Below are 21,580 nucleotides of genomic sequence, written 5' to 3'. Positions count from 1 at the left end.
GCCTATTCCCCAGAACCCATTGGGGGGATAGCCCCAAGCCTGTGCCATCCAACTGGCTGCTTGCCATAAGCTTTGAGCAGGTTTTTTTACCCTACATACCCACCTCCTGACCCCGCACGACATGAATGAAAACGCTTACAAAATCCTGTTTGTCTGCATGGGCAACATCTGCCGAAGCCCCACAGCCGAAGCGGTTTTCTTCAAACGGCTGACTGAGCAAAACCTCTTGCACAAAGTCCAAGTGGACTCGGCAGGCACACACAACTTTCACCCCGATGCGCCGCCCGATGAACGCAGCCAAAAGCATGCGCTCAAAAGGGGCTACGACCTTGCGCACCTGAGGGCCAGGCCGGTGGTGGACAGTGACTTTGAAACCTTTGATTTGCTCTTGACCATGGATTGGGACAACCGCGCACTTTTGGAAGAAAGATGCCCCGCGCAGCACCAACACAAGATCCGGGGCTTGGCGGAGTTTTTGCTAACCACACAGGCCCCGGTCATCCCCGACCCTTACTACGGTGGAGACCAGGGCTTTGAGCATGTGCTGGATTTGATCGAAGAAGCCAGCGAAGGCCTCGTGAAATTCGTAACGCACAAGGTCCAGAGTTAAAGCCCATCCCATTGGGTTAGAGTCGCCTCCACTCCTTTTTCCCTTTGCGTTCCCTTTTGGCCGACCAAGACCCCACCCCCACTGCACATCTTTCTGTTGAACGTGAGCTTCGCCATGTGCGCGCGCTCATGCACCTTGAGCAACAGGAAGACCAAGCGCAGTTCAAGCTCAAAAACGCCAGTGCCAGCATCAAAGAGCGCCGTCGGCGTGGCTTGACTTGGTACCCCGTCACCATCACCCAAGAAGACATCGGTTTTGGGGGCAAGGTGGTGCTGGAGCTGGAGCGCCCTGCGCATCGGCAAGACCTGCATTTGTTTCAGGTGGGGGCGGCTGCGGCGCTGTTCAGCAGTGCGCCCGGCTACTCGGGGCCTGACCGGCCCGTGGTGAGCGGCGTGGTGACGCGCGTGCGGCGCAATAAGGTGCTGCTGGCCACCACCAAAGAAGCACTGCCCGACTGGGTGCTGGACGGCAGCACCCAAAACGGAAGCACCCTCAACGGCAGCATGCTCGGCATTGACCTGACCTTTGACGAGGTCAGCTACCGCGAGATGAACCAGGCCCTGAGCGCGGTCATGGCCGCAAACGGCAACCGCTTGGCCGAACTGCGCGACGTGCTGCTGGGTGCCAAGGCAGCCCGCTTTCGCGAGCCCCAAGCCGACGACCTGTTTTACCCCAGTGCGCTCAACGACTCGCAACTGGCCGCTGTACGCCATGTGGTCACGGCGCAAGACGTGGCCATCATCCACGGCCCGCCCGGCACGGGCAAAACCACCACGCTGGTGCAAGCCATTTTGGAGACCATTCGGCGCGAGCGGCGCGTGCTGGTGTGCGCCCCCTCCAATACTGCCGTGGACCTGCTGACCGAAAAGCTGGCCGAGCGCGGTGTGAATGTGATCCGCCTGGGCAACCCCAGCCGCGTGTCGGACCTACTGCTCAAGCACACGCTCGACGCCGGGGTGATGGCCCACGCCAGCTACGCCAAGATGCACGCGATGCGCCAAACCGCCGAACAGCACCGAGAGGCTGCCAGCGAACGTGTGCGCAACTTTGGTTTTGAAGAGCGAGAGCGCCGCCAATGGCTGCGCGAAGAAGCCCGCACGCTGCGCCAAGCCGCCGACGATTTAGAGCGCTTCATGACCGAGGACGTGCTCGAATCGGTGCAAGTCATCACCTGCACGCTGGTGGGTGCCAGCCACCGCACCATTCGCCACCTGGGCTTTGAGACCGTCTTCATCGACGAAGCCGCCCAGGCCTTGGAGCCGGGTTGCTGGATTCCCATTGCCAAGGGCCAGCGCTTGGTGTTGGCGGGCGACCACCACCAGCTGCCGCCCACCGTGAAAAGCGAAAAAGCCGCCCGCGAAGGCCTGCGCGAAACCCTGTTTGAAAAGTGCATCCAGCGCCAACCGGGCACGGCCCGCATGCTGAAGGTGCAATACCGCATGCACGCGCACATCATGGGCTTCAGCTCCGAGAAGTTTTATGGCGGCCAACTGGTGGCGCACCCCAGTGTGCGCCATGCCGACTTGGCCGCGTATGACCCGCGCTTTGATGACCTGCGCTTTGCGCCCGACCTGCCTGTGGAATTCATCGACACGGCGGGCTGTGGGTTCTCGGAACTGGCCATTCCCGAAAGCCGATCAACCGCCAACCCCGAAGAAGCCCACTTGCTGCTGGAGCGCCTGGCGCAGCTGCTGGCCCAACTGTCGGAACCAGGCGAACCCACCGACCCAGATCAGCGCCCACTGACCATTGGCGTGATTGCGCCGTACCGCGCCCAAATCAACTATTTGAAAGACGCCATCGAAGACAGCGCGGTGCTGAACGACTTGCTGCTGCAGCGCAGGCTCAGCGTGGGCACCGTCGATTCGTTTCAAGGCCAAGAGCGCGACATCATTGCCATCACCTTGACGCGCAGCAACCCCCAAGGCGAGATCGGCTTCCTGTCCGACATCCGCCGCATGAACGTGGGCATGACCCGCGCAAGGCGCAAGCTGCTGCTGGTGGGGGACTCATCCACGCTGTGCAGGCATCCGTTTTTTGGAGAGTTGTTGGCTTATGTGAAGGGCGTGGGGGGCTATCGTACGGCGGTTGTGATTGCCAAAAATTGACTTAAATCTGTGATGGGTGTTCATCATGCTATGACCCAACCAGGGCAAATCAGCGGCCTAACCCTTCCAATACATTCACTGTGTTCACGCCCAAATCTGCCGCTGCGTAGCCACCTTCGAGCGTGAGCACCGTCGGCAAGTCCAATTGCGCAATCGCTCGGCCGACCTGCAGGTAGTCCGCACTGCGCAACTTGAAGCCCGAGATCGGGTCGCCCTCAAACGTGTCCAGCCCCAGCGGCACCACCAGCGCTTGCGGCGCAAAGTCGCTCACCGCTTGCATGGCGGTTTGCAGCGCAGCCCACCAGACTTCAAACCCGGTGCCACGCGGCAGTGACAAGTTAAGGTTGAAGCCCTCGCCAGCCCCATAGCCACGTTCGTCCTCATGGCCCAAAAAGAAGGGGTATTCGGTGCGCGGATCGCCGTGGATGGACGCGGTGAACACATCGTTGCGCTCGCAAAAGATGGTTTGTGTGCCGTTGCCGTGGTGGTAGTCCACATCGAGCACGGCCACGCGCTGCAGCCCGCCTTCACGCAGGGCCTGCGCGGCCACGGCGGCGTTGTTGATGAAGCAATAACCGCCCATGTAGTTGGGGCCTGCATGGTGGCCCGGCGGGCGGGTCAAGGCCATGGCAAAGCGTTCGCCACCCAGCACCGCTTGTGCAGCTGCCAGCGCACAGGCCGCACCTTCGCGGGCGGCGGCCCAGCTGCCCTCCATCAAGGGTGTGCCCGAGTCAAATGCGTATTGCCCCAGCCGCGCCGCAAAGTTGAGCGGCGGTACATCGGTGCGAAAGCCGTGCTTGGATGCCAGCGGCCAGACCGAGGGCAGGGCGTCTACCGCCGCATTGGCCGGGTCCAGCGCCACCCAGTCGCGCCAAGCATTGGCCAAAAAGTCCAGATAGTCGGCGCTGTGCACTTGCCGCAAAGCCGCGTCAAGCGGCAGGTCGGCTGCTGGTTGCACCAACGTGCCCAAAGGCCGCCGCGCCAGTTCGTCCAGCACATGCTGCAAGCGCTGTGGCACTTCGTGGCAATCGACCAAGCGGCCCCGGAACATTTCCTGGCGGCCAGAGTGTTGGGCGTGGTGGGTGTTGTGGAAGATTTTCATGAGAGATGCAGTTCGTTGACTTTCGAGTGTGCCAGCGTTCTATGGGGCATCAGGGATTCTGTTTGACAGTCCTGGGAATTGCGGTCAGATTAGATAGATGTCCAGTTGAAGGGGGTAAGAGATGCGGACATGGCCAGTACAAGACGCGAAAGCGCGGTTCAGTGAGTTTTTGGATGCTTGCCTGCTCGAAGGGCCCCAAATGGTTACGCGGCATGGCACGGAGGTCGCTGTTTTGGTTCCACTGCAGCAGTGGCGACGGTTGCAATCGGCAGCACGCCCTTCGTTGAAAGAACTACTGCTCTCAGACCAAGCGCGTGCCGATATGGTCGTCCCGCCACTTGGACGAGCCAAGCGACGACCTGTAGAGCCGATGTTGTGACACTGCGGTTTCTGCTGGACACGAACGTGGTGTCTGAGTTGCGCAAGCCGCGCCCGCATGGGGACGTTGTGGCTTAGTTAGTACTTCACCCAAATTCCCGAAACCCCTTGAGTGCTGGCAACGGCGCAAAGTTGGCCTCGCGTTTTTGTTGCATGGCGCTGATGGCTTCGCGCACATTGGCGTTGCTCCAGATCGCGCCTTGCAGCCAGCCCATGTGGCGTAGGCTGTCTTCGGTGCTGTGGTCGCGGGCGTAGTGCAGCACTTGCTTGGTGCCCCAGATGGCCACGGGCGGTTTGCTGGCGATCTCTTTGGCCGCTTGCAGGGCGGCGGCCACGGTCGCTTCGTGGGTGGGCAGCACCTCGTTCACCAGGCCGTGGGCCAGCGCTTTGTCGGCGCTCAGCCGTCGACCCGTGTAGGCCAGCTCTTTGACCAGCGCCATGGGCAGCAGTTTGGGCAGGCGCTGCAAGGTGCCCACGTCGGCCACCATGCCGATGTTGATTTCTTGGATGCAGAAAAACGCATCGGCTGAGGCGTAGCGCATGCAGCAGGCGGTGACCATGTCCACCGCGCCGCCAATGCAGCCGCCGTGGATTGCGGCGATGACCGGGATGCGCAGTTCTTCGAGCAGGGTGAAGGTGTGCTGCATGTCGGTCAGCAGGTCGTACACCGCCGAGCGGCCTTCGGCGCTGGTGTCGTCCATTTGAATAGCGCTGCCAAAGGTTTGCAGGTCCATGCCCGCGCTGAAGTGTTTGCCCGTGCTCGAGATCACCAACGCCCGGGCGGTACCCGCCTTGTGGATGTCGGTCAGCACCTCGTGCAGCTCGCGCCAAAACGTCGGGTGCATGGTGTTCATCGCCTCGGGGCGGTTCATCACCAAATGGGCAACGTGGCCTTCAGTCGTCAAAGAAAAGCAGTTGAGTTTGTCCATGGTCATTCGCTTGGGGTGGTGGGTTGGCAATGGCTTCACTGTAAGTCGCCCCCGGGGCAGGGGCTGTCCCCGCCTTGACCAGCGAGCCCACCCGCACACCCAGCAGCCGTATGCGGCGTGACAGGTCCACGCGTTTGAGGCACTGGCCTGCGATCAGTCGAATTTGCTTGGCATCGGCGGTGTATTCGCTCAGGGTCTGGTCGCGTGTCACGGCCTGGAAGTTGTCATACCGCAGCTTGATGCCGATGGTTTTGCCTTCGTAGCCTTTGCGCTGCAAATCGGCGGCCACCTGTTCGCACAGCCTTGTGAAAACGGCCCCGAGTTCTTCTCGGTCGCGCACGGCGTGCAGGTCGCGCTCAAACGTCGTTTCGCGGCTCATGCTCACAGGTTCGCTCTCGGTCTCGACCGGGCGGTCGTCACGGCCCCATGCCGCTTCGTGCAGCCAAGCGCCATAGCTTTTGCCAAAGTTTTCAATCAGCCACTGCTGTTCGCGTGCAGCCAAGTCGCCGATGGTGTGGATGCCAAAGCTCTTGAGTTTTTCATCGGCTTTGGGGCCCACGCCGTTGATCTTGCGGCAGGCCAGTGGCCAGATGTGGGTTTGCAGGTCGGCCTCGTGCACGATCGAGATGCCGTTGGGTTTGTTGAACTCGCTGGCCATCTTGGCGATCAGCTTGTTGGGCGCCACGCCCACCGAGCAGGTCAGGCCCGTGGCGTCAAAAATGCTTTTCTGGATCAGCCGCGCCAGCACGCGCCCGCCTTCACGCTGGCCGCCGGGCACGTCGGTGAAGTCGATGTAGACCTCGTCCACGCCCCGGTCCTGCATGAGGGGGGCGATGTCGGTGATGATGCTTTTGAAGGTGCGCGAGAAGTAGCGGTAGCGGTCAAAGTCCACAGGCAAAAGAGTCGCCTGGGGGCAGAGCTTGGCGGCTTTCATCAGCCCCATGGCTGAGCCGATGCCGAACTGCCGCGCCGCATAGGTGGCGGTGGTGATCACGCCTCGCCCGGTGTAGCCCTCAATGCGCGGGAAAAAGTCGACCGGGATGCGGTCCAGCCGCTCGGCAAACGTCTCTTCGGTCCACTCGCCATCGGGATAGGTCGTTTGCAGCTTGCCCAGCAGGTCGTCTTCTTTGCGGCGACCGCCGCCAATGACCACGGGCAAACCCTTGAGCTGCGGGTAGCGCAGCAACTCGCAAGACGCGTAAAACGCGTCCATGTCGAGGTGGGCAATGCGGCGCACAGGTTGAGCAGTCGGGGCGGAAGTCACCCCCAAAGCATAGCGCGGCCCGAGACCTCTTAAGCCTTCGGAAATGTGCCCGGCAGCAAGATGTTGGTGTTGACGTTCTGGATGTTGGTGTGGCCGCAAAAGGCCATCGTCACGTCCAGTTCTTTGTGGATGATTTGCAGGGCTTTGGTCACGCCTTCTTCGCCCATGGCGCCCAGGCCATAGACCATGGCGCGGCCGATCATGACGCCTTTGGCGCCCAGCGCCCAGGCTTTCAAAACGTCTTGGCCGCTGCGAATGCCGCCGTCCATCCAAACTTCGATTTGGTCGCCAACAGCGGCCACGATGGCGGGCAAGGCTTCGATGCTGCTGGGTGCGCCGTCGAGCTGGCGGCCGCCGTGGTTGCTGACCACAATCGCGTCAGCCCCGCTGGCCACAGCCAGTTTGGCGTCTTCCACGTCCATGATGCCCTTCAAGATCAGCTTGCCGCCCCATTGCTTTTTGACCCAAGCGATGTCTTCCCAGTTGAGCGTCGGGTCAAACTGTTCGTTGGTCCAAGAGGCCAGCGACTTCATGTTGGTCACGGCTTTGACGTGACCCACCAGGTTGCCGAAGGTGTGGCGTTTGGTACCAGCCATCCCTAAGCACCAGCGGGGCTTGGTCATCAGGTTGATGATGTTGGCGATGGTGGGGCGGGGGGGCGCGGTCAGGCCGTTTTTCAGGTCTTTGTGGCGCTGGCCAATCACCTGCAGGTCGAGCGTGAGCACCATGGCACTCACATTGGCGGCTTTGCAGCGGTCGATCATGCGGGCCATGGCTTCGCGGTCGCGCATCATGTAGAGCTGAAACCAAAACGACGCTTGCGTGTGGGCCGCAATGTCTTCAATCGAGCAGATGCTCATGGTCGACAGCGTGAAGGGGATGCCGAACTTCTTGGCGGCCATGGCGGCGTGCATTTCGCCGTCAGCGTGTTGCATGCCTGTGAGGCCCACGGGCGCGATGCACACGGGCATTTTGGTGTCGATGCCGACCATCTTGGTGGCCGTGGTGCGGTTTTCCATGTTCACGGCCACGCGCTGGCGCAGCTTGATCTTGTGGAAGTCCGTCTCGTTGGCGCGGTAGGTGCCCTCGGTCCAAGAGCCACTGTCGGCGTAGTCGTAGAACATGCGCGGCACGCGCTTTTCGGCCAAAACGCGCAGGTCTTCGATGTTGGTGATCACGGGCATGGGGGTCTCCTGCTGGGGGTAGAGCGATTTTTGAAAGTCGCCCATCGTAGCCGCAGGCCTTGCCGGTCGCTGTGAAACTTGGGACAGCCCCTTTGAAATTTATTGTGAGGCTGCTGTGTATTCGCCCCCCAGAGCAGGCTGGGGGCGTGTGCTTAACCGTGTGGCGTGGCCTTGACGAAGGCGCCGCCTTGGTAAATGGCGGCTGGATCATGCTGGTCGATGGTTTGCTGGCGGGCTTCGACGGCAGGGCGGAATACATCGGACGAATCCAGCGGGCGGTAGCCGATGTGTTTGGCGTGGGTGTTGTCCCACCAGGTGGTCTGGTTGTCCGACATGCCGTAGATGATGCTGTGGCCCACGATGGGGGCGGTGAGCGCGGCCACCACCAAGCGCTCCAAGTCGTCGTAGCTGAGGTAAGTGGCCAGCATGCGGCGGTCCTTGGGCTCAGTGAAAGAGGAGCCAATGCGCAGGCTCACGGTCTCGATGCCCCAGCGGTCCCAATACAGCTGGGCCAGGTCTTCGCCAAAGGCTTTGGACAGGCCATAAAAGCCATCGGGCTTGGGCGGCATGCGGGTGTTGACGACTTCATCCTGCCTGTAAAAACCCGTCACATGGTTGGAGCTGGCAAACACGATGCGCTTGACGCCTTTCAGTCGTGCGGCTTCGTACAGGTTGACCATGCCCACGATGTTGCCCGCCAAAATCGGGTCCCAAGGCTGTTCGGTCGACACGCCGCCCATGTGCACCACGGCGTTCACACCGTCGAGCAAGGCCATCATTTGGTCCTTGTCTTCCAAGGCGGCGAGTTGGACTTCCTCTCCAGCCGTCGCCGGTTCCAGTTCGCGGCGGTGGCTGACGCGCAGCACGTCGCAATAGGCTTTCAGACGAGGGCGCAATACTTGCCCCAAGTTGCCGCCCGCGCCCGTGAGCAACAAGCGGGGAAATCGGATGGTCGAAGCGGGGGTGTTCAGCATGTTTTGTGTCCTGTTCAGGATTTGAATCGACCAGCCAAGGCCGTGGCGCTGTCGCGCAGCACGTTTTGGTCGGCGCCCACTGCCACAAACAGGCAGCCTTGGTCCACATAGTGTTTGGCCAGGGCTTCATCGCCCGTCAAGATGCCCGCCGCTTTGCCGCAGGCCTTGATGCGGGCAATCGACTCGTCGATGACTTTCAGTACGTCCGGGTGTTTCGGATTGCCCAGGTGGCCGAGCGCTGCAGATAAGTCGCCGGGGCCGATGAACACGCCGTCCACGCCGTCCACGTTGGCGATGGCTTCGATGTTTTTGAGGCCCTCCACGGTTTCCACCTGAAGCAACACGCAAATTTCTTCGCTGCTGTGTTGGGCATAACCCTTCACCCGGCCATAGTGGCTGGCGCGGGGTGCACCCGCGTAACCGCGCACACCGTGTGGCGGGTAACGGGTGTAAGACACCGCTTGTTGGGCTTCTTCTTCGTTCTGGATGTAGGGCACCAACAGGGTTTGCACGCCGACATCGAGCAAGCGCTTGAAGGTCACCATGTCGTTCCACGGTGGGCGCACGATGGGCGTGGTGGGGCTGCCCTTCATGGCTTGCAACTGCGCCACGATTTCTGTCAGGTCGTTAGGGGAGTGCTCCATGTCCAGCAGCAGCCAGTCAAAGTTGCAATGCGCCAAAATTTCGGTGCTGATGTTGCTGCACAGGTGCGACCACAGGCCAATTTGCTTTTGGCCTGACTGGATGGCGTGTTTGAAATGGTTGATGGGCATGTCCATGGTGTTTTTCTCTTGAGAGGAATGGGGGATGTTCAGTTGACTGCAACTTGGAAATTGGCCGCGATCTCCAGTGCACGCACGATGCCGGAGTGGTCCCATGCTGCGCCGCCGTGCGCCACGCAGGTGTTCATCAGTTGCTGAGCGTTGGCCGTGTTGGGCAGGCTCAGGCCCATGGCCTTAGCGCCTTCCAGCGCCAGGTTCAGGTCTTTCTGGTGCAACTCGATGCGGAAGCCCGGGTTGAAGGTGCGCTTGATCATGCGCTCGCCATGCAACTCCAGAATGCGGCTGGTGGCCAAGCCGCCCATCAGGGCTTGGCGCACCTTGGCCGGGTCGGCACCGGCTTTGGCGGCAAACAAGAGTGCTTCGCCCACGGCCTCAATGTTGAGCGCCACGATGATTTGGTTGGCCACTTTGCAGGTCTGGCCGCTGCCGTTGTCACCGATCAGGGTAATGTTCTTGCCCATCAGGGCAAACAGGGGTTGCACCTTGTTGAAGGTGGCTTCAGAGCCGCCGACCATGATGGTCAGGCTGGCCGCTTTGGCGCCCACTTCGCCGCCAGACACTGGCGCATCCAGATAGTCGCAGCCCAGTGCGTTGATCTTGGCTGCGAAGGCCTTGGTGGCAATGGGCGAGATGGAGCTCATGTCCACCACCGTTTTGCCTGCACTCAAGCCTTTGGCCACACCCTGCTCGCCAAACAGCACGTCTTCCACATGCGGGGTGTCGGGCACCATGGTGAAAATGATGTCGGCTTTTTGTGCAACTTCGGCTGGGCTGGCGCAGGCTTTGGCGCCTTGTTCGAGCACGGCAGCAGGCACGCCGCTGCGTGAAAAAGCAAAAACTTCGTGGCCGCCCGCGAGCAAGTGCCCGGCCATGGGCACGCCCATGATGCCCAAGCCAATGAATCCGAGTTTCATGGTGTTTCCTTTGAGTTAAATGGCCCGGGTGCTCAGCGCACCATGCAAGGCATTTTGTTGTTGAATTTCCAGCCAGGGATCAGGTATTGCATGGCGATGGCGTCATCGCGAGCACCCAGTCCGTGTTGTTGGTAGAGCTGGTTCGCTTGCATCACCGCGTCCATGTCCACTTCAATGCCCAAGCCAGGCTTGGCGGGTACATCGACATAGCCTTCTTTGATTTGCAGCGGGTCTTTGGTCAGGAACTGGCCGTCTTGCCAAATCCAGTGCGTATCAATGGCGGTGACTTTGCCCGGTGCTGCCGCAGCGCACTGGGTGAACATGGCGAGCGAAATGTCGAAATGGTTGTTGGAGTGTGAGCCCCAGGTCAAGTCATACATCTGGCACAACTGCGCCACGCGCACCGAGCCTTGCAGCGTCCAGAAATGCGGGTCGGCCAGCGGGATGTCGACCGACTGCAGTTGGATGCTGTGGGCCATCTCGCGCCAGTCGGTGGCCACCATGTTGGTGGCGGTCAGCAAGCCGGTGGCGCGGCGGAATTCGGCCATGACCTCGCGGCCCGAGAACACGCCTTCTGCGCCGCAGGGGTCTTCGGCATAAGCCATGTTGCTGCGGTGGTCGCGCAAGAGGCGGACCGCGTCTTTGAGCAGCCAGCCGCCGTTGGGGTCGAGCGTGATGCGGGCCTTGGGAAAGCGCTCGTGAAGCGCCACCACGGCCTCGACTTCTTCTTCGCCGCGCAGCACGCCGCCCTTGAGTTTGAAGTCTTGAAAGCCGTAGCGCTCTTGCGCGGCTTCGGCCAGGCGGACAACGGCCTCGGCCGTCATGGCTTTTTCGTGGCGAAGGCGCAACCAGTCGTCGGCTTGGTCGGGCTCGCTTCTGTAAGCCAAGTCGGTTTGCTGGCGGTCGCCCACATAAAACAGATAGCCCAGCATTTGCACTCGGCTGCGTTGCTGGCCATCGCCCAGCAGGGCACATACAGGCACGTTCAGGTGCTGGCCCAGCAAATCCAGCAAAGCCGATTCCACGGCGGTGACGGCGTGGATGGTGGTGCGCAGGTCAAAGGTTTGGTTGCCCCGGCCACCGCTGTCGCGGTCGGCAAACTGCTGGCGCATGGCATTCAGCACTTGGTTGTAGTTGCCAATGGCTTGCCCTTCGACCAGGGGGCGGGCGTCTTCCAGCGTCTGGCGGATTTTTTCGCCACCGGGCACTTCGCCGAGACCTGTATGGCCTGACGAGTCGGTCAGGATGACGATGTTGCGGGTGAAAAACGGGCCATGTGCGCCACTCAAGTTGAGCAGCATGCCGTCTTGGCCAGCCACAGGGATGACCTGCATGCGGGTCACGGTGGGGGTGGGTGGTATGGTCATCATTTGGGCCTAAAGTCAATAGACATCGTACAACTTGGGGTGCGATTGTGCATTGGGGAAAACGTGGATGAGCTCTTGTTATGTGGTGTCAGGGGCTGTCAGGATCGCTCTTGCGCAGTCGCTCTCGGCTGTTGGCCAAATGTGTTCGCATCGCGGCACGCGCAGCTTCTACGTCTTGGTCGGCAATGGCGTTGTAAATACTTTCATGCTCTTGATTGACTCGCTTGAGATAACTCTGCCGTTCGGGGTCGGTACTCAGGATGCTGCTGATGCGTGCACGTGGAATGACGCCTGCGCCCAGTGAGTTCATCAGGTCGGTGAAGTGGTGATTTTGTGTGGCGCGAGCAATCTCCTGATGGAATCGGTGGTCCGCAGTTACTGCATCTCGGCCTTCCTCGATGGCGTTGTTGAATTCAAGCAGTGCAGACTGCAGTTCTGTCAAGTTTTCAGGGGTGCGGCGGACGGCGGCAAGAGCTGCTGCTTCGGTTTCTATGCTGATGCGGAATTCGAGCAGAGCGATGACCTCGCGCAGAGTCCCCATGTGCTCTGCGCTGATTCGAAAAGAGGGGTGATCGCTTTGGTGAAGGACGAAAGTGCCGATTCCGTGCCGCGTATCCACCCAGCCTGAGGCTTGAAGTCTGGAAATGGCTTCCCGGACCACGGTACGACTCACGCCGAAGTCTTTCATGATGGCCGCTTCGGTCGGCAGTTTGTCGCCCGCTTTGAGGCGGCCGCTGCGAATTTGTTCGGTCATGGCGTGAACCAGTTGAATGGCCAGGCCGCCGGGTTTTTTCAGTAAAGTGGTCGTCGCATCCATGGGTAATCCCTAGCTGACTGAATCGCAAAGCGGAAGCATAATGAGTGCTCTATTGTACGACAACTGATGACTTGATGTGGTTTTTTCATGTGCATCGGGTGACTGCAATGGCTTCCACCTATTTCAAAAGGAGACATCGATGAATTTCCGCAGAAACCTGATTTCCTCCACGGCAGCCGCCGTGCTCTCTTTGGCTTTGATTCCCATGGCCTCGGCGCAAACTGTGCTCAAGGCTTCCGACGTGCACCCGGCGGGTTATCCGAACGTGGTTGCCGTTGAAAACATGGGAAAAAAGCTGGAATCGGCCACGGGTGGCCGCTACAAGCTGCAAATGTTCCCAGGCGGTGTGCTGGGTTCTGAAAAAGAGGTGGTTGAACAAACTCAAATCGGTGCGATCCAAATTGCGCGCATTTCCTTGGGCATTTTGGGTCCAGTGGTGCCCGATGTGAACGTGTTCAACATGCCATTTGTATTCCGTGACGAAGCGCACATGCGTGCTGTGATCGACGGCCCTGTGGGTAAGGAAATTTTGGACAAGATCACCAGCAGCCCCGCACGCCTGGTGGCGCTGGGTTGGATGGACAGCGGTTCGCGTAGCCTTTACACCAAGAAGGAAATCAAGTCGCCCGCTGACCTCAAAGGTCTCAAAATCCGTGTGATGGGCAACCCCTTGTTTGTTGACACCATGAATGCCATGGGTGGTAACGGCATCACCATGGGCCACAACGACACCTACAGCGCCTTGCAAACCGGCGTGGTGGATGGGGCGGAAAACAACCCACCGACCTTGTTCACTGCCAACCACTATTCCACCGGAGTGAAGTTTTACACCCAAACCACTCACCTGATCATTCCTGAAATTTTTGTCATGTCCAAGGTCACTTGGGACAAGATGAGCAAAGACGATCAGGCCAACTTGATGAAATTTGCCCGTGAAGCTCAAATGGAGCAGCGTGCCCTGTGGGACAAGAGCGTGGCCGAATACAGCTCCAAACTCCAAGCCGCTGGCATTCAGTTCAAGACGGTGGATAAAAAAGCTTTCTATGAAGCCACAGCGCCAGTGCGTGCCAAATACGGCAGTCAGTACGCTGAGTTGATGAAGCGCATCGAAGCCGTTAAGTGAGTCGCAGCCTTGGCGCTTCATGGCGCTGCTGCCAGCTGGGATAAGGCTTGCCTTGTCCCAGCCTTTTGTGTCGACACCAACTCCAGGGGTTTTTGACCATGTTGCGTTTGTTTGATCGCCTGTATCTGCTGTGCATTTGGATATCCGGCATCTCGATTTTTTTCATGAGCCTCATCATCCCCTGGGGCGTGTTTACCCGCTATGTGTTGGGCACAGGCTCTAGCTGGCCTGAGCCCGTGGCGGTGCTGCTGATGGTGACCTTCACCTTCTTGGGTGCCGCAGCCAGTTACCGGGCTGGTTCTCACATTGCTGTGCGCATGTTGACCGATCGTTTGCCTGTTTCACTGCAAAAAATTTGTGCTGGTTTGGTGCATTTGTGCATGGTGGGCATTTGTATTTTTGTGATGATTTGGGGTAGTAAGCTGGCCATGGAAACCATGGGTCAAACCTTGGGTGACTTGCCTTGGATGGCGGTTGGCTGGACCTACATGCCTTTGCCCTTAGGCGCATTCATGACGTTAGTTTTTGTGCTGGAAGTTTTGTTTTGGGGTCCGGCACACGAGCGTGCTGTGGTGGTCTTTGACCACGAAGGCCCCACATCGGCGGAGGCGATCTGATCATGGATGCACTGGTTTTGATTGGTAGTTTTGTCTTGCTGATGTTGTTGGGCATGCCCGTCGCGTATGCGTTGGGTCTGGCCGCCTTGATGGGGGCGATGTGGATTGACCTGCCGCTGGATGCGGTGATGATCCAGATGGCCAGTGGCGTCAACAAATTTTCCTTGTTGGCCATTCCCTGTTTTGTGCTGGCGGGCGCGATCATGGCCGAAGGTGGCATGTCGAGGCGCCTTGTGGCGTTTGCCGGAGTGCTCATCGGTTTTGTGCGTGGCGGCCTCTCGTTGGTCAACATTCTGGCCTCTACTTTCTTCGGGGCTATTTCCGGTTCTTCCGTGGCTGACACGGCCTCCATTGGCTCTGTTCTGATTCCCGAAATGGAGAAAAACGGTTATCCGCGGCCATTTGCAACGGCGGTGACGGTGAGCGGTTCAGTCCAGGCGATCTTGATTCCGCCCAGCCACAATGCAGTCATCTATTCGATGGCAGCAGGCGGTTCGGTGTCGGTGGCGGCCTTGTTTATGGCTGGCGTCTTCCCGGGTTTGCTGTTGGGGCTGAGCCTAGCGATTTATTGCCTGTATGTGGCACGCAAGGAAAATTACCCCAAAGGCCGCGTCATCCCTCTGAAGGAAGCACTGAAGATTTGTGCCGATGCAATGTGGGGTTTGATGACCATGGGCATCATTTTGGGGGGTATTCTGAGTGGTGTTTTCACAGCTACAGAATCGGCTTCCATCGCAGTGGTGTGGGCATTCTTTGTGACCATGTTCATTTACCGTGACTACAAGTGGAAAGACTTGCCCAAGCTGATGCACCGCACCGTCAAGACGGTGACGATTGTGATGATCTTGATCGGTTTTGCGGCGAGTTTCGGCTACATCATGACGATGATGCAGATTCCGCTCAAAATCACCATGCTCTTCACTTCATCGAGTACCGAAGCATGGGTTATTTTGGCGTGCATCAACATCATGCTGTTGGTTCTGGGCACCCTGATGGACATGGCACCACTGATCCTGATCTTGACACCCATCCTGATGCCTGTCATCAAAAGCATCGGCATTGACCCGGTTCACTTCGGCATGATCATGATGGTCAACCTGGGTATCGGCCTGATCACACCTCCTGTCGGAGCGGTGCTGTTTGTCGGCAGTGCGGTGGCGAAACTCAAGATTGAGCAAGTGGTCTCGGCCATGAAGCCCTTCTTTGTGATCTTGCTGATTGTGCTGATGTTGGTGACGTATGTGCCGCAAATTTCTTTGTGGCTCCCACGCACCATGGGCCTCTAAAGCCAACGATGCCATTGCCTTTTGTCCTGGTCACCCATCCTCGTGAGCGTCTTGCCACTTACTTTGGAGAGCAGGCGCTGACCAATTTGCAGGGTGTGGCCCAGGTCAAGCTCAATCACGATGCGCACGACTGGTCAACCCGGGAGTTGATCGAGGCTGCGCAGGGCTGTGATGTTTTGATCGCGTACCGCCAGACGGCACTCGACGCCGAATTTTTTTCCGCAGTGCCGGGTTTGCTGGCGGCCGTCCGGTGTGCGGTGGACATCCGCACCATCGACGTCGCAGCGGCAAGTCATGAGGGGATTTTGGTGACTCAGGCCAGCCCGGGCTTTGGTTCTGCTGTGGCCGAATGGGTGATCGGCGTCATGATCGATTTGAGCCGCAGCATCAGCCCAGCCGCCGCGGCCTACTGGCAAGGTCAGTCGGTCGAGCCGCGCATGGGCCGTGAGCTGCGGGGGGCCTGTTTGGGCATCATTGGTTACGGCGAAATCGGTCGCCATGTCGCGCGACTGGCACAGGCGTTTGGCATGCGCGTATGTGTGTACGACCCTTATGTGAAGCCTTCAGATGCAGCTGTCGAGTCCATCGGTTGGCATGAACTTTTGACTTGTGCTGACCATGTGGTGTGCCTCGCCCCAGCAACGCCAGAAACGGACAAGTTGATCAATGCGCAGGCCTTGTCGTGCATGAAGCCCTCCGCTTTTTTCATCAATGCATCGCGGGGTCAACTGGTAGACGAACAGGCCCTATTGAGGGCGCTGGATCGTGGGTTGCTGGCGGGCGCCGCTCTGGATGTAGGCTGTGCACCAGACCAGATGCCGACGCCAGACCTTGCGCGACACCCCCTTGTGATCGCCACGCCGCATGTGGGTGGGCTCACACCACAAGCCATTGAGCACCAGGCTTTGGAAACAGTGGAGCAGACGCGAGCTATCTTGCAAGGGCGTTTGCCAAACGGGGCCGTCAATCCGGCGCAGGCCACCCGGTGGATGTCGAGGATGTCCACATGATCGACGCTGCAGTGCCTGAGACCGATGCCGTTTCTTTTTCAGTACCGTTCGGGGCATGTGATTGCCATATGCATGCCTATGACGATACTTATCCATTGGCACCCACCGCCACGTTCAAGCCGCCGCACGCGCCGATCGCCGATTACGCCAAAGTGCAGGCGGCTTTAGGTTTGACGCGCGTTGTTGTTGTGCAGCCAACTGGCTATGGTTTTGATAACCGCTGCACATTGGCAGCTGTAGCCAGCATGCCCGGCAGAGCCCGTGCTGTGGCCATCGTGCCCACTTCGGTGACACAGAGCACGCTGCAAGATTTGCATTCGGCAGGTGTTCGCGGTATTCGCATGATGATGTTGCCCGGTGGCCCGCTGGGTTGGGACGCATTGGCACCCTTGGCACACCAGGTCGGGCCCTTGGGGTGGCACCTGAATGTGCAGTTCGATGGCTGCGAATTTGAGCAACGGATGCCTTTGCTGGAAAGCCTCAATACACAGATCGTGCTGGACCACACAGGTAAATTTTTGGTGCCACCTGCCAGCACTGACGATGCGGCATTCCAGGCCCTTTGCCGCTTGATGGACACAGGGCGAGTCTGGGTCAAGCTGTCGGCCCCTTACGAAACATCTAAAACTGGGGCGCCGCACTATGAGGACGTGAGTCTGATGGCCCGTTATCTGGCCAAAAATTACCCCGAGCGCTGCTTGTGGGCGAGCAATTGGCCACATCCCAATCAAAACCCAGTGCCATCCTCTGCGGCGCTGCTGAACCTTTTGTCCCACTGGGTGTCCCACACGGCAGACATTCAGCGCATCCTGGTGGACAACCCGGCGCAGCTGTATGGTCTTGACGCCTGAGCAAATGATGTCATTTGTTGTGATTTTGTTTTCCCTATTTTGACCATGCCCCACGTTTATGTTTCCAACGCCGACAGCGGTGACATCTCTGTTCTGCACATGGCAGTCGATGGCAGCTTGCGTTTGCAAAGTACGGTGCCTGTGGGAGGCAACCTGATGCCCATGGCCATCAGCCCGACTCAGAAAGTTCTTTATGTGGCGCGGCGCAGCGAACCGATGGCGTTGGTCAGTCTGGCCATTGACCCCGTCAGCCGAGATCTGCATTTGCTGGGTGAGGCCGCTTTACCTGCCAGCATGGCATACGTGAGCACCGACGTGGCTGGTCGGTTCTTGTTGGCGGCCTCTTACCCCGGGCACCAGCTCACGGTCAGCCCCATTGGGCCAGATGGCACGGTGGGCTCTGTGCAGCAGGTTTTGCCTACTGGCCCCTATGCCCATGCCATCTTGCCCTCCCCCTGCAAGCGCTATGTGATGGCCACAGCGCTGGGCGGTGGCGAACTCATGGTCTTGCGTTTCAATGCCGAGACGGGTCAATTGACGCCCGCCTCATCCTGGGCCGCTCGTGCAGGCGCTGGTCCTCGGCATTTTCGGTTTGACCCGCAAGGCCAGCGGGTTTATTTGCTCCATGAACTCGATGGCACAGTGGACGTTCTGGATTGGGATGCTGATCAGGCCCGTTTGATTTTGGTGCAAACCGTAGGCATTTTGCCGACGGGATTCACAGGCCAACCTTGGGCGGCCGATTTGCATCTGACACCCGACGGTCGTCACTTGTACGCCAGCGAGCGGACGTCTAGCACTTTGGCGCACTTCTTGGTCGATGCCGCGACAGGTCGTCTTGCTTTGCAGGGCCATGTCTCGGTTGAAACTCAGCCTAGGGGTTTTGCGATCGATCCAACTGGGCGTCATTTGCTGGTGGTGGGGCAGTTGTCGCACCATCTGAGCCGTTGGGCGATTGACCCGGAGTCGGGTCAATTGGACTGTCAACAACGCATCTCTGTGGGTCAAGGCCCTAACTGGGTGGAGATACTGGCATGAGCGATACAGCGCAATCCGTGACGCCACGAGTGGTGCGAATGCACCCGGCGGACAATGTGGCGATCGTGGTCAACGATGGTGGTTTGCCTCCCGGCACTGTCTTGGATATGGGTGTGGCGTTGCTGGACAAAGTGCCGCAGGGCCACAAAGTAGCCTTGGTGGATTTGGCCCAGGGGCAGGCTGTCATGCGCTACAACGTGCCGGTGGGCTATGCGCGGCAAGCCATCCCGGCTGGCAGTTGGGTACACGAGCGCTTGTTGGATATTCCGCCTGCGCGAGAACTGCAGGGCCTGCCCATGGCCACCGTGCAGCCCGCCCCACAAGCCCCGCTGCAAGGATTCACTTTTGAAGGCTATGTGAACGCCGATGGTTCGGTGGGCACACGCAACTTGCTGGCCATCACCACCACGGTGCAATGTGTGGCGGGTGTGGTCAAGATTGCGGTGGAGCGCATTGAAAGAGAATTGTTGCCGCTGTTCCCGAATGTCGATGGCGTGGTGGGGCTGGAACACAGCTACGGTTGTGGCGTGGCGATTGACGCGCCGGGGGCCGAGATTCCGATCCGCACACTGCGTCACATCAGCTTGAACCCCAACTTTGGCGGCGAGGTGATGGTGGTGAGCTTGGGCTGCGAAAAGTTGCAGCCCGATCGATTGCTGCCGCCGGGCAGCTTCCCGATCCAAGATGCGCGAGAAAAAGACCAAGGGCCCGATCTGGTCTGCCTTCAAGACGATGCGCATGTGGGCTTCATGTCCATGATCGACCATATCGTGCAAAGCGCCCGTCCGCACCTGGAGCGCTTGAATGCGCGCCGCCGCCAAACCGTGCCCGCCAGTGCATTGGTGGTGGGCGTGCAGTGTGGGGGCAGCGATGCGTTTTCCGGGGTGACCGCCAACCCGGCGGTGGGCTTCATGGCCGATCTGATCGTGCGCTCTGGCGGGACCGTGATGTTTTCGGAAAACACCGAAGTGCGCGATGCGGTGGAGCAACTCACCAGCCGCGCTGCCACCCCTCAAGTGGCAGAAGATATCGTGCGCGAGCTGGGCTGGTACGACCAGTACCTGGACCGTGGCCGTGTGGACCGCACGGCCAACACCACGCCGGGCAACAAGGCAGGAGGCTTGTCCAACATCGCTGAAAAAGCCATGGGCTCCATCATCAAAAGCGGCAGCTCGGCCATTGCCAGCGTATTGGCGCCAGGCGACAAGCTCAAGGCCGATCAAAAGGGCTTGGTCTTTGCCGCCACACCCGCAAGCGACTTCATTTGCGGCACGCTGCAACTGGCCGCAGGCATGAACGTGCATGTGTTCACCACCGGGCGGGGCACCCCCTATGGCCTTCAGGCTTGCCCCGTGGTCAAGGTGGCCACGCGCACCGATCTGGCCCGCCGCTGGCACGACCTGATGGACATGAACGCTGGCCGCATTGCCGATGGCGAGATCTCCATCGAAGAAGCCGGTTGGGAACTGTTTCGCATGATGCTGGATGTGGCCAGTGGCCGCAAGACCTGGGCTGAACAGTGGAAATTGCACAATGCCCTCGTGCTGTTCAACCCCGCACCAATCACCTGAAGTACCCATTCAAAAGGAGACGCTCATGAAGCTCAAGAGACAACTCATCCAAACGCTGTGTGTGGCCGCTGTTGGACTGGCGATGGCCCCAGCTTTGGTCTTTGCACAAAGCGATTACCCCAATCGCCCCATCAAACTGGTGGTGCCCTTTCCACCAGGTGGTACCAGTGACGTGATGGGTCGCTTGATGGCCGATGAGCTGAGCAAAATCTTGAAGCAGCCTGTGGTGGTGGACAACATTGGTGGGGCTGGCGGCATTGTTGGCACGGAACGCGCCATCCGTTTGCCTGCCGACGGCTACACCTTGATCCAGAGCGGCGTGGGGCAAAACGCAGTCGCGCATGGCCTCGACCCCAAGCTTAAATACAACTCGATGACAGACATGATTCACCTGACGCAGGTGCATTCAGGCCCCAATGTCTTGGTGGTTCACCCGTCCATGCCTTTCAAGACGGTCAAAGAATTGGTGGATTACGCCAAGAAAAACCCCGGCAAACTTGACTACGGTTTCACGCACGCAGCTTCGGGCCATATGGCCATGGAATTGTTCAAGCAAACCACAGGCATCTTTTTGACCGGTATTCCTTATCGGGGCGGTGGTCCCTTGCTCAATGACCTTTTGGCGGGCACGGTGCCCATGATTTTCATCAACCAAGACGCGGCTTTGCCTCACATCAAGGCAGGCAAAATCCGCCCGATTGCCGTGAGCAGTTTGCAGCGTAACCCGCTCTACCCCGATGTGCCCACAGTGGCCGAGTCGGGCTACAAAGACTTTCAAGCCCTGTCGTGGTCTGGTCTGTCGGTGACCAAGGGCACGCCGCCTGCCATCGTCGAGAAACTCGAAGCGGCCATGGTGCAAGCTTTGCAGTCAGAGGCCGTGCGCCAACGGTTGACATCGGTGGGTTTTGTGGTGCCCGCGCTCGGCAGCAAGCCCTACACCCAATTTGTCAAAGCCGAAATCGACACTTGGAGCCGTGTGATCAAGACGGCAGGTATTCAGCCGCAATAAGCGGCCAGATACGCCCCTTTTTCAGCTGCTGCAGCTGACGCTGCCGCAACCCGACATGGTCACGTTCTTGATGGCCGATGGGTCGGCCAGGGTTTCGGTCACGCTGTCAAAACCCACTGATTTGAGGTGTGCCGCCAGCCCTGCGTCCATGCTGTTGGCATGACCCGGAAACCACTCGGCCAGTGCTTCGGCCATACGGGTGATGATGGTGGTGTCGCTGTCCAGGTAATGGGCTTCGACCACGCGCATGGTCTCCAAAATCGTGGCGTGGTGCTCGGCGTGGCAGTTGTCGGCCGAAAACCCGGTGGCCAGCATCCAGCGCTCTTCTTGGGCGAAATGCTCCACCGTGTGGTTCAAGAATGCCTTGTAGACCGGCAGCTGCTGGTCTTCAGGCGTGGCCAGAATCTGATTGATCATGTCCACAAACTCTTGGTGCGTTTCGTCCATGCGGGCGTCGCCCGTGTGGAGAGAGTCGGTCCAGGGCATCAGGGCAGGGGCGGCAGTGGCTTGGGCTGTGTGTGACATGGTTGAAAATGAAATTGGCACTGAGAACAATTATCCCCCTTCGGGCGCGGCCTTAAGGCTTCAGGGGTCGAACGGGCCGGTCAAGGGGTAGGCCTGTGAACAGACAGGTCATGCGCAAGCC

General features: G+C 59.3%; 21 protein-coding genes. 11 read left to right on the top strand and 10 right to left on the bottom strand.

The window, feature by feature from the left end:
- Positions 1 to 121 precede the first annotated feature (121 nt).
- Together SWE17_RS07885 and SWE17_RS07880 are read left to right on the top strand one after the other, a co-directional pair.
- Complete coding sequence (locus tag SWE17_RS07885) at positions 122 to 610, top strand: low molecular weight protein-tyrosine-phosphatase (RefSeq protein ID WP_322992551.1); 489 nt, start codon at positions 122 to 124, stop codon at positions 608 to 610.
- Between the two features lie 128 nt (positions 611 to 738).
- The gene (locus SWE17_RS07880) at positions 739 to 2,718 is read left to right on the top strand and encodes an AAA domain-containing protein (RefSeq protein WP_322992550.1); all 1,980 of its coding nucleotides are present in this window, start codon (positions 739 to 741) and stop codon (positions 2,716 to 2,718) included.
- A 49-nt stretch (positions 2,719 to 2,767) separates the two neighbouring features.
- Here the strand turns inward: SWE17_RS07880 and SWE17_RS07875 are convergent, their stop codons facing one another.
- Positions 2,768 to 3,820, bottom strand: a complete 1,053-nt coding sequence (locus SWE17_RS07875; protein WP_322992549.1) for a histone deacetylase family protein — start codon at positions 3,818 to 3,820, stop codon at positions 2,768 to 2,770.
- A gap of 121 nt (positions 3,821 to 3,941) precedes the next feature.
- On the opposite strand from SWE17_RS07875, the gene SWE17_RS07870 reads away from it, so the two are divergent.
- On the top strand, positions 3,942 to 4,199 hold the full coding sequence (locus SWE17_RS07870; RefSeq protein WP_322992548.1) for a type II toxin-antitoxin system Phd/YefM family antitoxin: 258 nt from the start codon (positions 3,942 to 3,944) through the stop codon (positions 4,197 to 4,199).
- A gap of 85 nt (positions 4,200 to 4,284) precedes the next feature.
- Here SWE17_RS07870 and SWE17_RS07865 read toward each other — a convergent pair whose 3' ends face one another.
- The 8 genes from SWE17_RS07865 to SWE17_RS07830 form a co-directional block, all read right to left on the bottom strand.
- Positions 4,285 to 5,127, bottom strand: a complete 843-nt coding sequence (locus tag SWE17_RS07865; protein ID WP_108312991.1) for an enoyl-CoA hydratase-related protein — start codon at positions 5,125 to 5,127, stop codon at positions 4,285 to 4,287.
- On the bottom strand, positions 5,093 to 6,340 hold the full coding sequence (dinB, locus tag SWE17_RS07860) for a DNA polymerase IV (protein ID WP_322992580.1): 1,248 nt from the start codon (positions 6,338 to 6,340) through the stop codon (positions 5,093 to 5,095). Before dinB ends, SWE17_RS07865 begins: the two co-directional genes overlap by 35 nt.
- Positions 6,341 to 6,420: 80 nt before the next feature.
- A complete protein-coding gene (locus tag SWE17_RS07855) occupies positions 6,421 to 7,575 on the bottom strand; it encodes an alpha-hydroxy acid oxidase (protein WP_322992547.1) in 1,155 nt (384 codons plus the stop codon).
- Positions 7,576 to 7,727: 152 nt separating this feature from the next.
- Complete coding sequence (locus SWE17_RS07850; protein WP_322992546.1) at positions 7,728 to 8,549, bottom strand: NAD(P)-dependent oxidoreductase; 822 nt, start codon at positions 8,547 to 8,549, stop codon at positions 7,728 to 7,730.
- 14 nt (positions 8,550 to 8,563) lie between these two features.
- Positions 8,564 to 9,328, bottom strand: a complete 765-nt coding sequence (locus SWE17_RS07845; protein WP_322992545.1) for an HpcH/HpaI aldolase family protein — start codon at positions 9,326 to 9,328, stop codon at positions 8,564 to 8,566.
- 32 nt (positions 9,329 to 9,360) lie between these two features.
- Positions 9,361 to 10,245 (bottom strand): 2-hydroxy-3-oxopropionate reductase, encoded by an 885-nt coding sequence (locus tag SWE17_RS07840; RefSeq protein ID WP_322992544.1) that lies wholly within the window; start codon positions 10,243 to 10,245, stop codon positions 9,361 to 9,363.
- A 32-nt stretch (positions 10,246 to 10,277) separates the two neighbouring features.
- Positions 10,278 to 11,615, bottom strand: coding sequence for a glucarate dehydratase (gene gudD, locus SWE17_RS07835; protein ID WP_322992543.1), 1,338 nt, complete (start codon positions 11,613 to 11,615; stop codon positions 10,278 to 10,280).
- Between the two features lie 85 nt (positions 11,616 to 11,700).
- The gene (locus SWE17_RS07830) at positions 11,701 to 12,429 is read right to left on the bottom strand and encodes a FadR/GntR family transcriptional regulator (RefSeq protein WP_322992542.1); all 729 of its coding nucleotides are present in this window, start codon (positions 12,427 to 12,429) and stop codon (positions 11,701 to 11,703) included.
- 139 nt (positions 12,430 to 12,568) lie between these two features.
- Here SWE17_RS07830 and SWE17_RS07825 point away from each other — a divergent pair, with 139 nt between their 5' ends.
- The 8 genes from SWE17_RS07825 to SWE17_RS07790 all read left to right on the top strand — a co-directional run bounded on the left by SWE17_RS07825 (position 12,569) and on the right by SWE17_RS07790 (position 20,934).
- Complete coding sequence (locus SWE17_RS07825) at positions 12,569 to 13,552, top strand: TRAP transporter substrate-binding protein (protein ID WP_322992541.1); 984 nt, start codon at positions 12,569 to 12,571, stop codon at positions 13,550 to 13,552.
- Positions 13,553 to 13,650: 98 nt separating this feature from the next.
- Positions 13,651 to 14,169 carry a TRAP transporter small permease gene (locus SWE17_RS07820; RefSeq protein ID WP_322992540.1) on the top strand — a complete coding sequence of 173 codons (519 nt, stop codon included), beginning with the start codon at positions 13,651 to 13,653 and terminating at the stop codon, positions 14,167 to 14,169.
- A gap of 2 nt (positions 14,170 to 14,171) precedes the next feature.
- On the top strand, positions 14,172 to 15,455 hold the full coding sequence (locus tag SWE17_RS07815) for a TRAP transporter large permease (protein ID WP_322992539.1): 1,284 nt from the start codon (positions 14,172 to 14,174) through the stop codon (positions 15,453 to 15,455).
- Positions 15,456 to 15,469: 14 nt separating this feature from the next.
- Entirely contained in the window at positions 15,470 to 16,465 is a 996-nt protein-coding gene (locus tag SWE17_RS07810) for a hydroxyacid dehydrogenase (protein WP_322992579.1), read from the top strand.
- Complete coding sequence (locus SWE17_RS07805; protein ID WP_322992538.1) at positions 16,462 to 17,316, top strand: amidohydrolase family protein; 855 nt, start codon at positions 16,462 to 16,464, stop codon at positions 17,314 to 17,316. Before SWE17_RS07810 ends, SWE17_RS07805 begins: the two co-directional genes overlap by 4 nt.
- A 45-nt stretch (positions 17,317 to 17,361) precedes the next feature.
- Positions 17,362 to 18,354, top strand: a complete 993-nt coding sequence (locus SWE17_RS07800) for a lactonase family protein (RefSeq protein ID WP_322992537.1) — start codon at positions 17,362 to 17,364, stop codon at positions 18,352 to 18,354.
- The gene (garD, locus tag SWE17_RS07795; RefSeq protein WP_322992536.1) at positions 18,351 to 19,925 is read left to right on the top strand and encodes a galactarate dehydratase; all 1,575 of its coding nucleotides are present in this window, start codon (positions 18,351 to 18,353) and stop codon (positions 19,923 to 19,925) included. Before SWE17_RS07800 ends, garD begins: the two co-directional genes overlap by 4 nt.
- A 25-nt stretch (positions 19,926 to 19,950) precedes the next feature.
- Positions 19,951 to 20,934, top strand: coding sequence for a tripartite tricarboxylate transporter substrate binding protein (locus SWE17_RS07790; protein WP_322992535.1), 984 nt, complete (start codon positions 19,951 to 19,953; stop codon positions 20,932 to 20,934).
- Between the two features lie 21 nt (positions 20,935 to 20,955).
- On the opposite strand, the gene SWE17_RS07785 is transcribed toward SWE17_RS07790, so the two are convergent.
- On the bottom strand, positions 20,956 to 21,459 hold the full coding sequence (locus SWE17_RS07785) for a hemerythrin domain-containing protein (protein ID WP_322992534.1): 504 nt from the start codon (positions 21,457 to 21,459) through the stop codon (positions 20,956 to 20,958).
- Positions 21,460 to 21,580: the final 121 nt, after the last annotated feature.

It is taken from the genome of Limnohabitans sp., from assembly GCF_034680285.1.
Taxonomy (GTDB): domain Bacteria; phylum Pseudomonadota; class Gammaproteobacteria; order Burkholderiales; family Burkholderiaceae_C; genus Limnohabitans_A.
The sequence above is the reverse complement of the archived record's forward strand: the minus strand, read 5'-3'. Positions and strand labels throughout refer to the sequence as shown.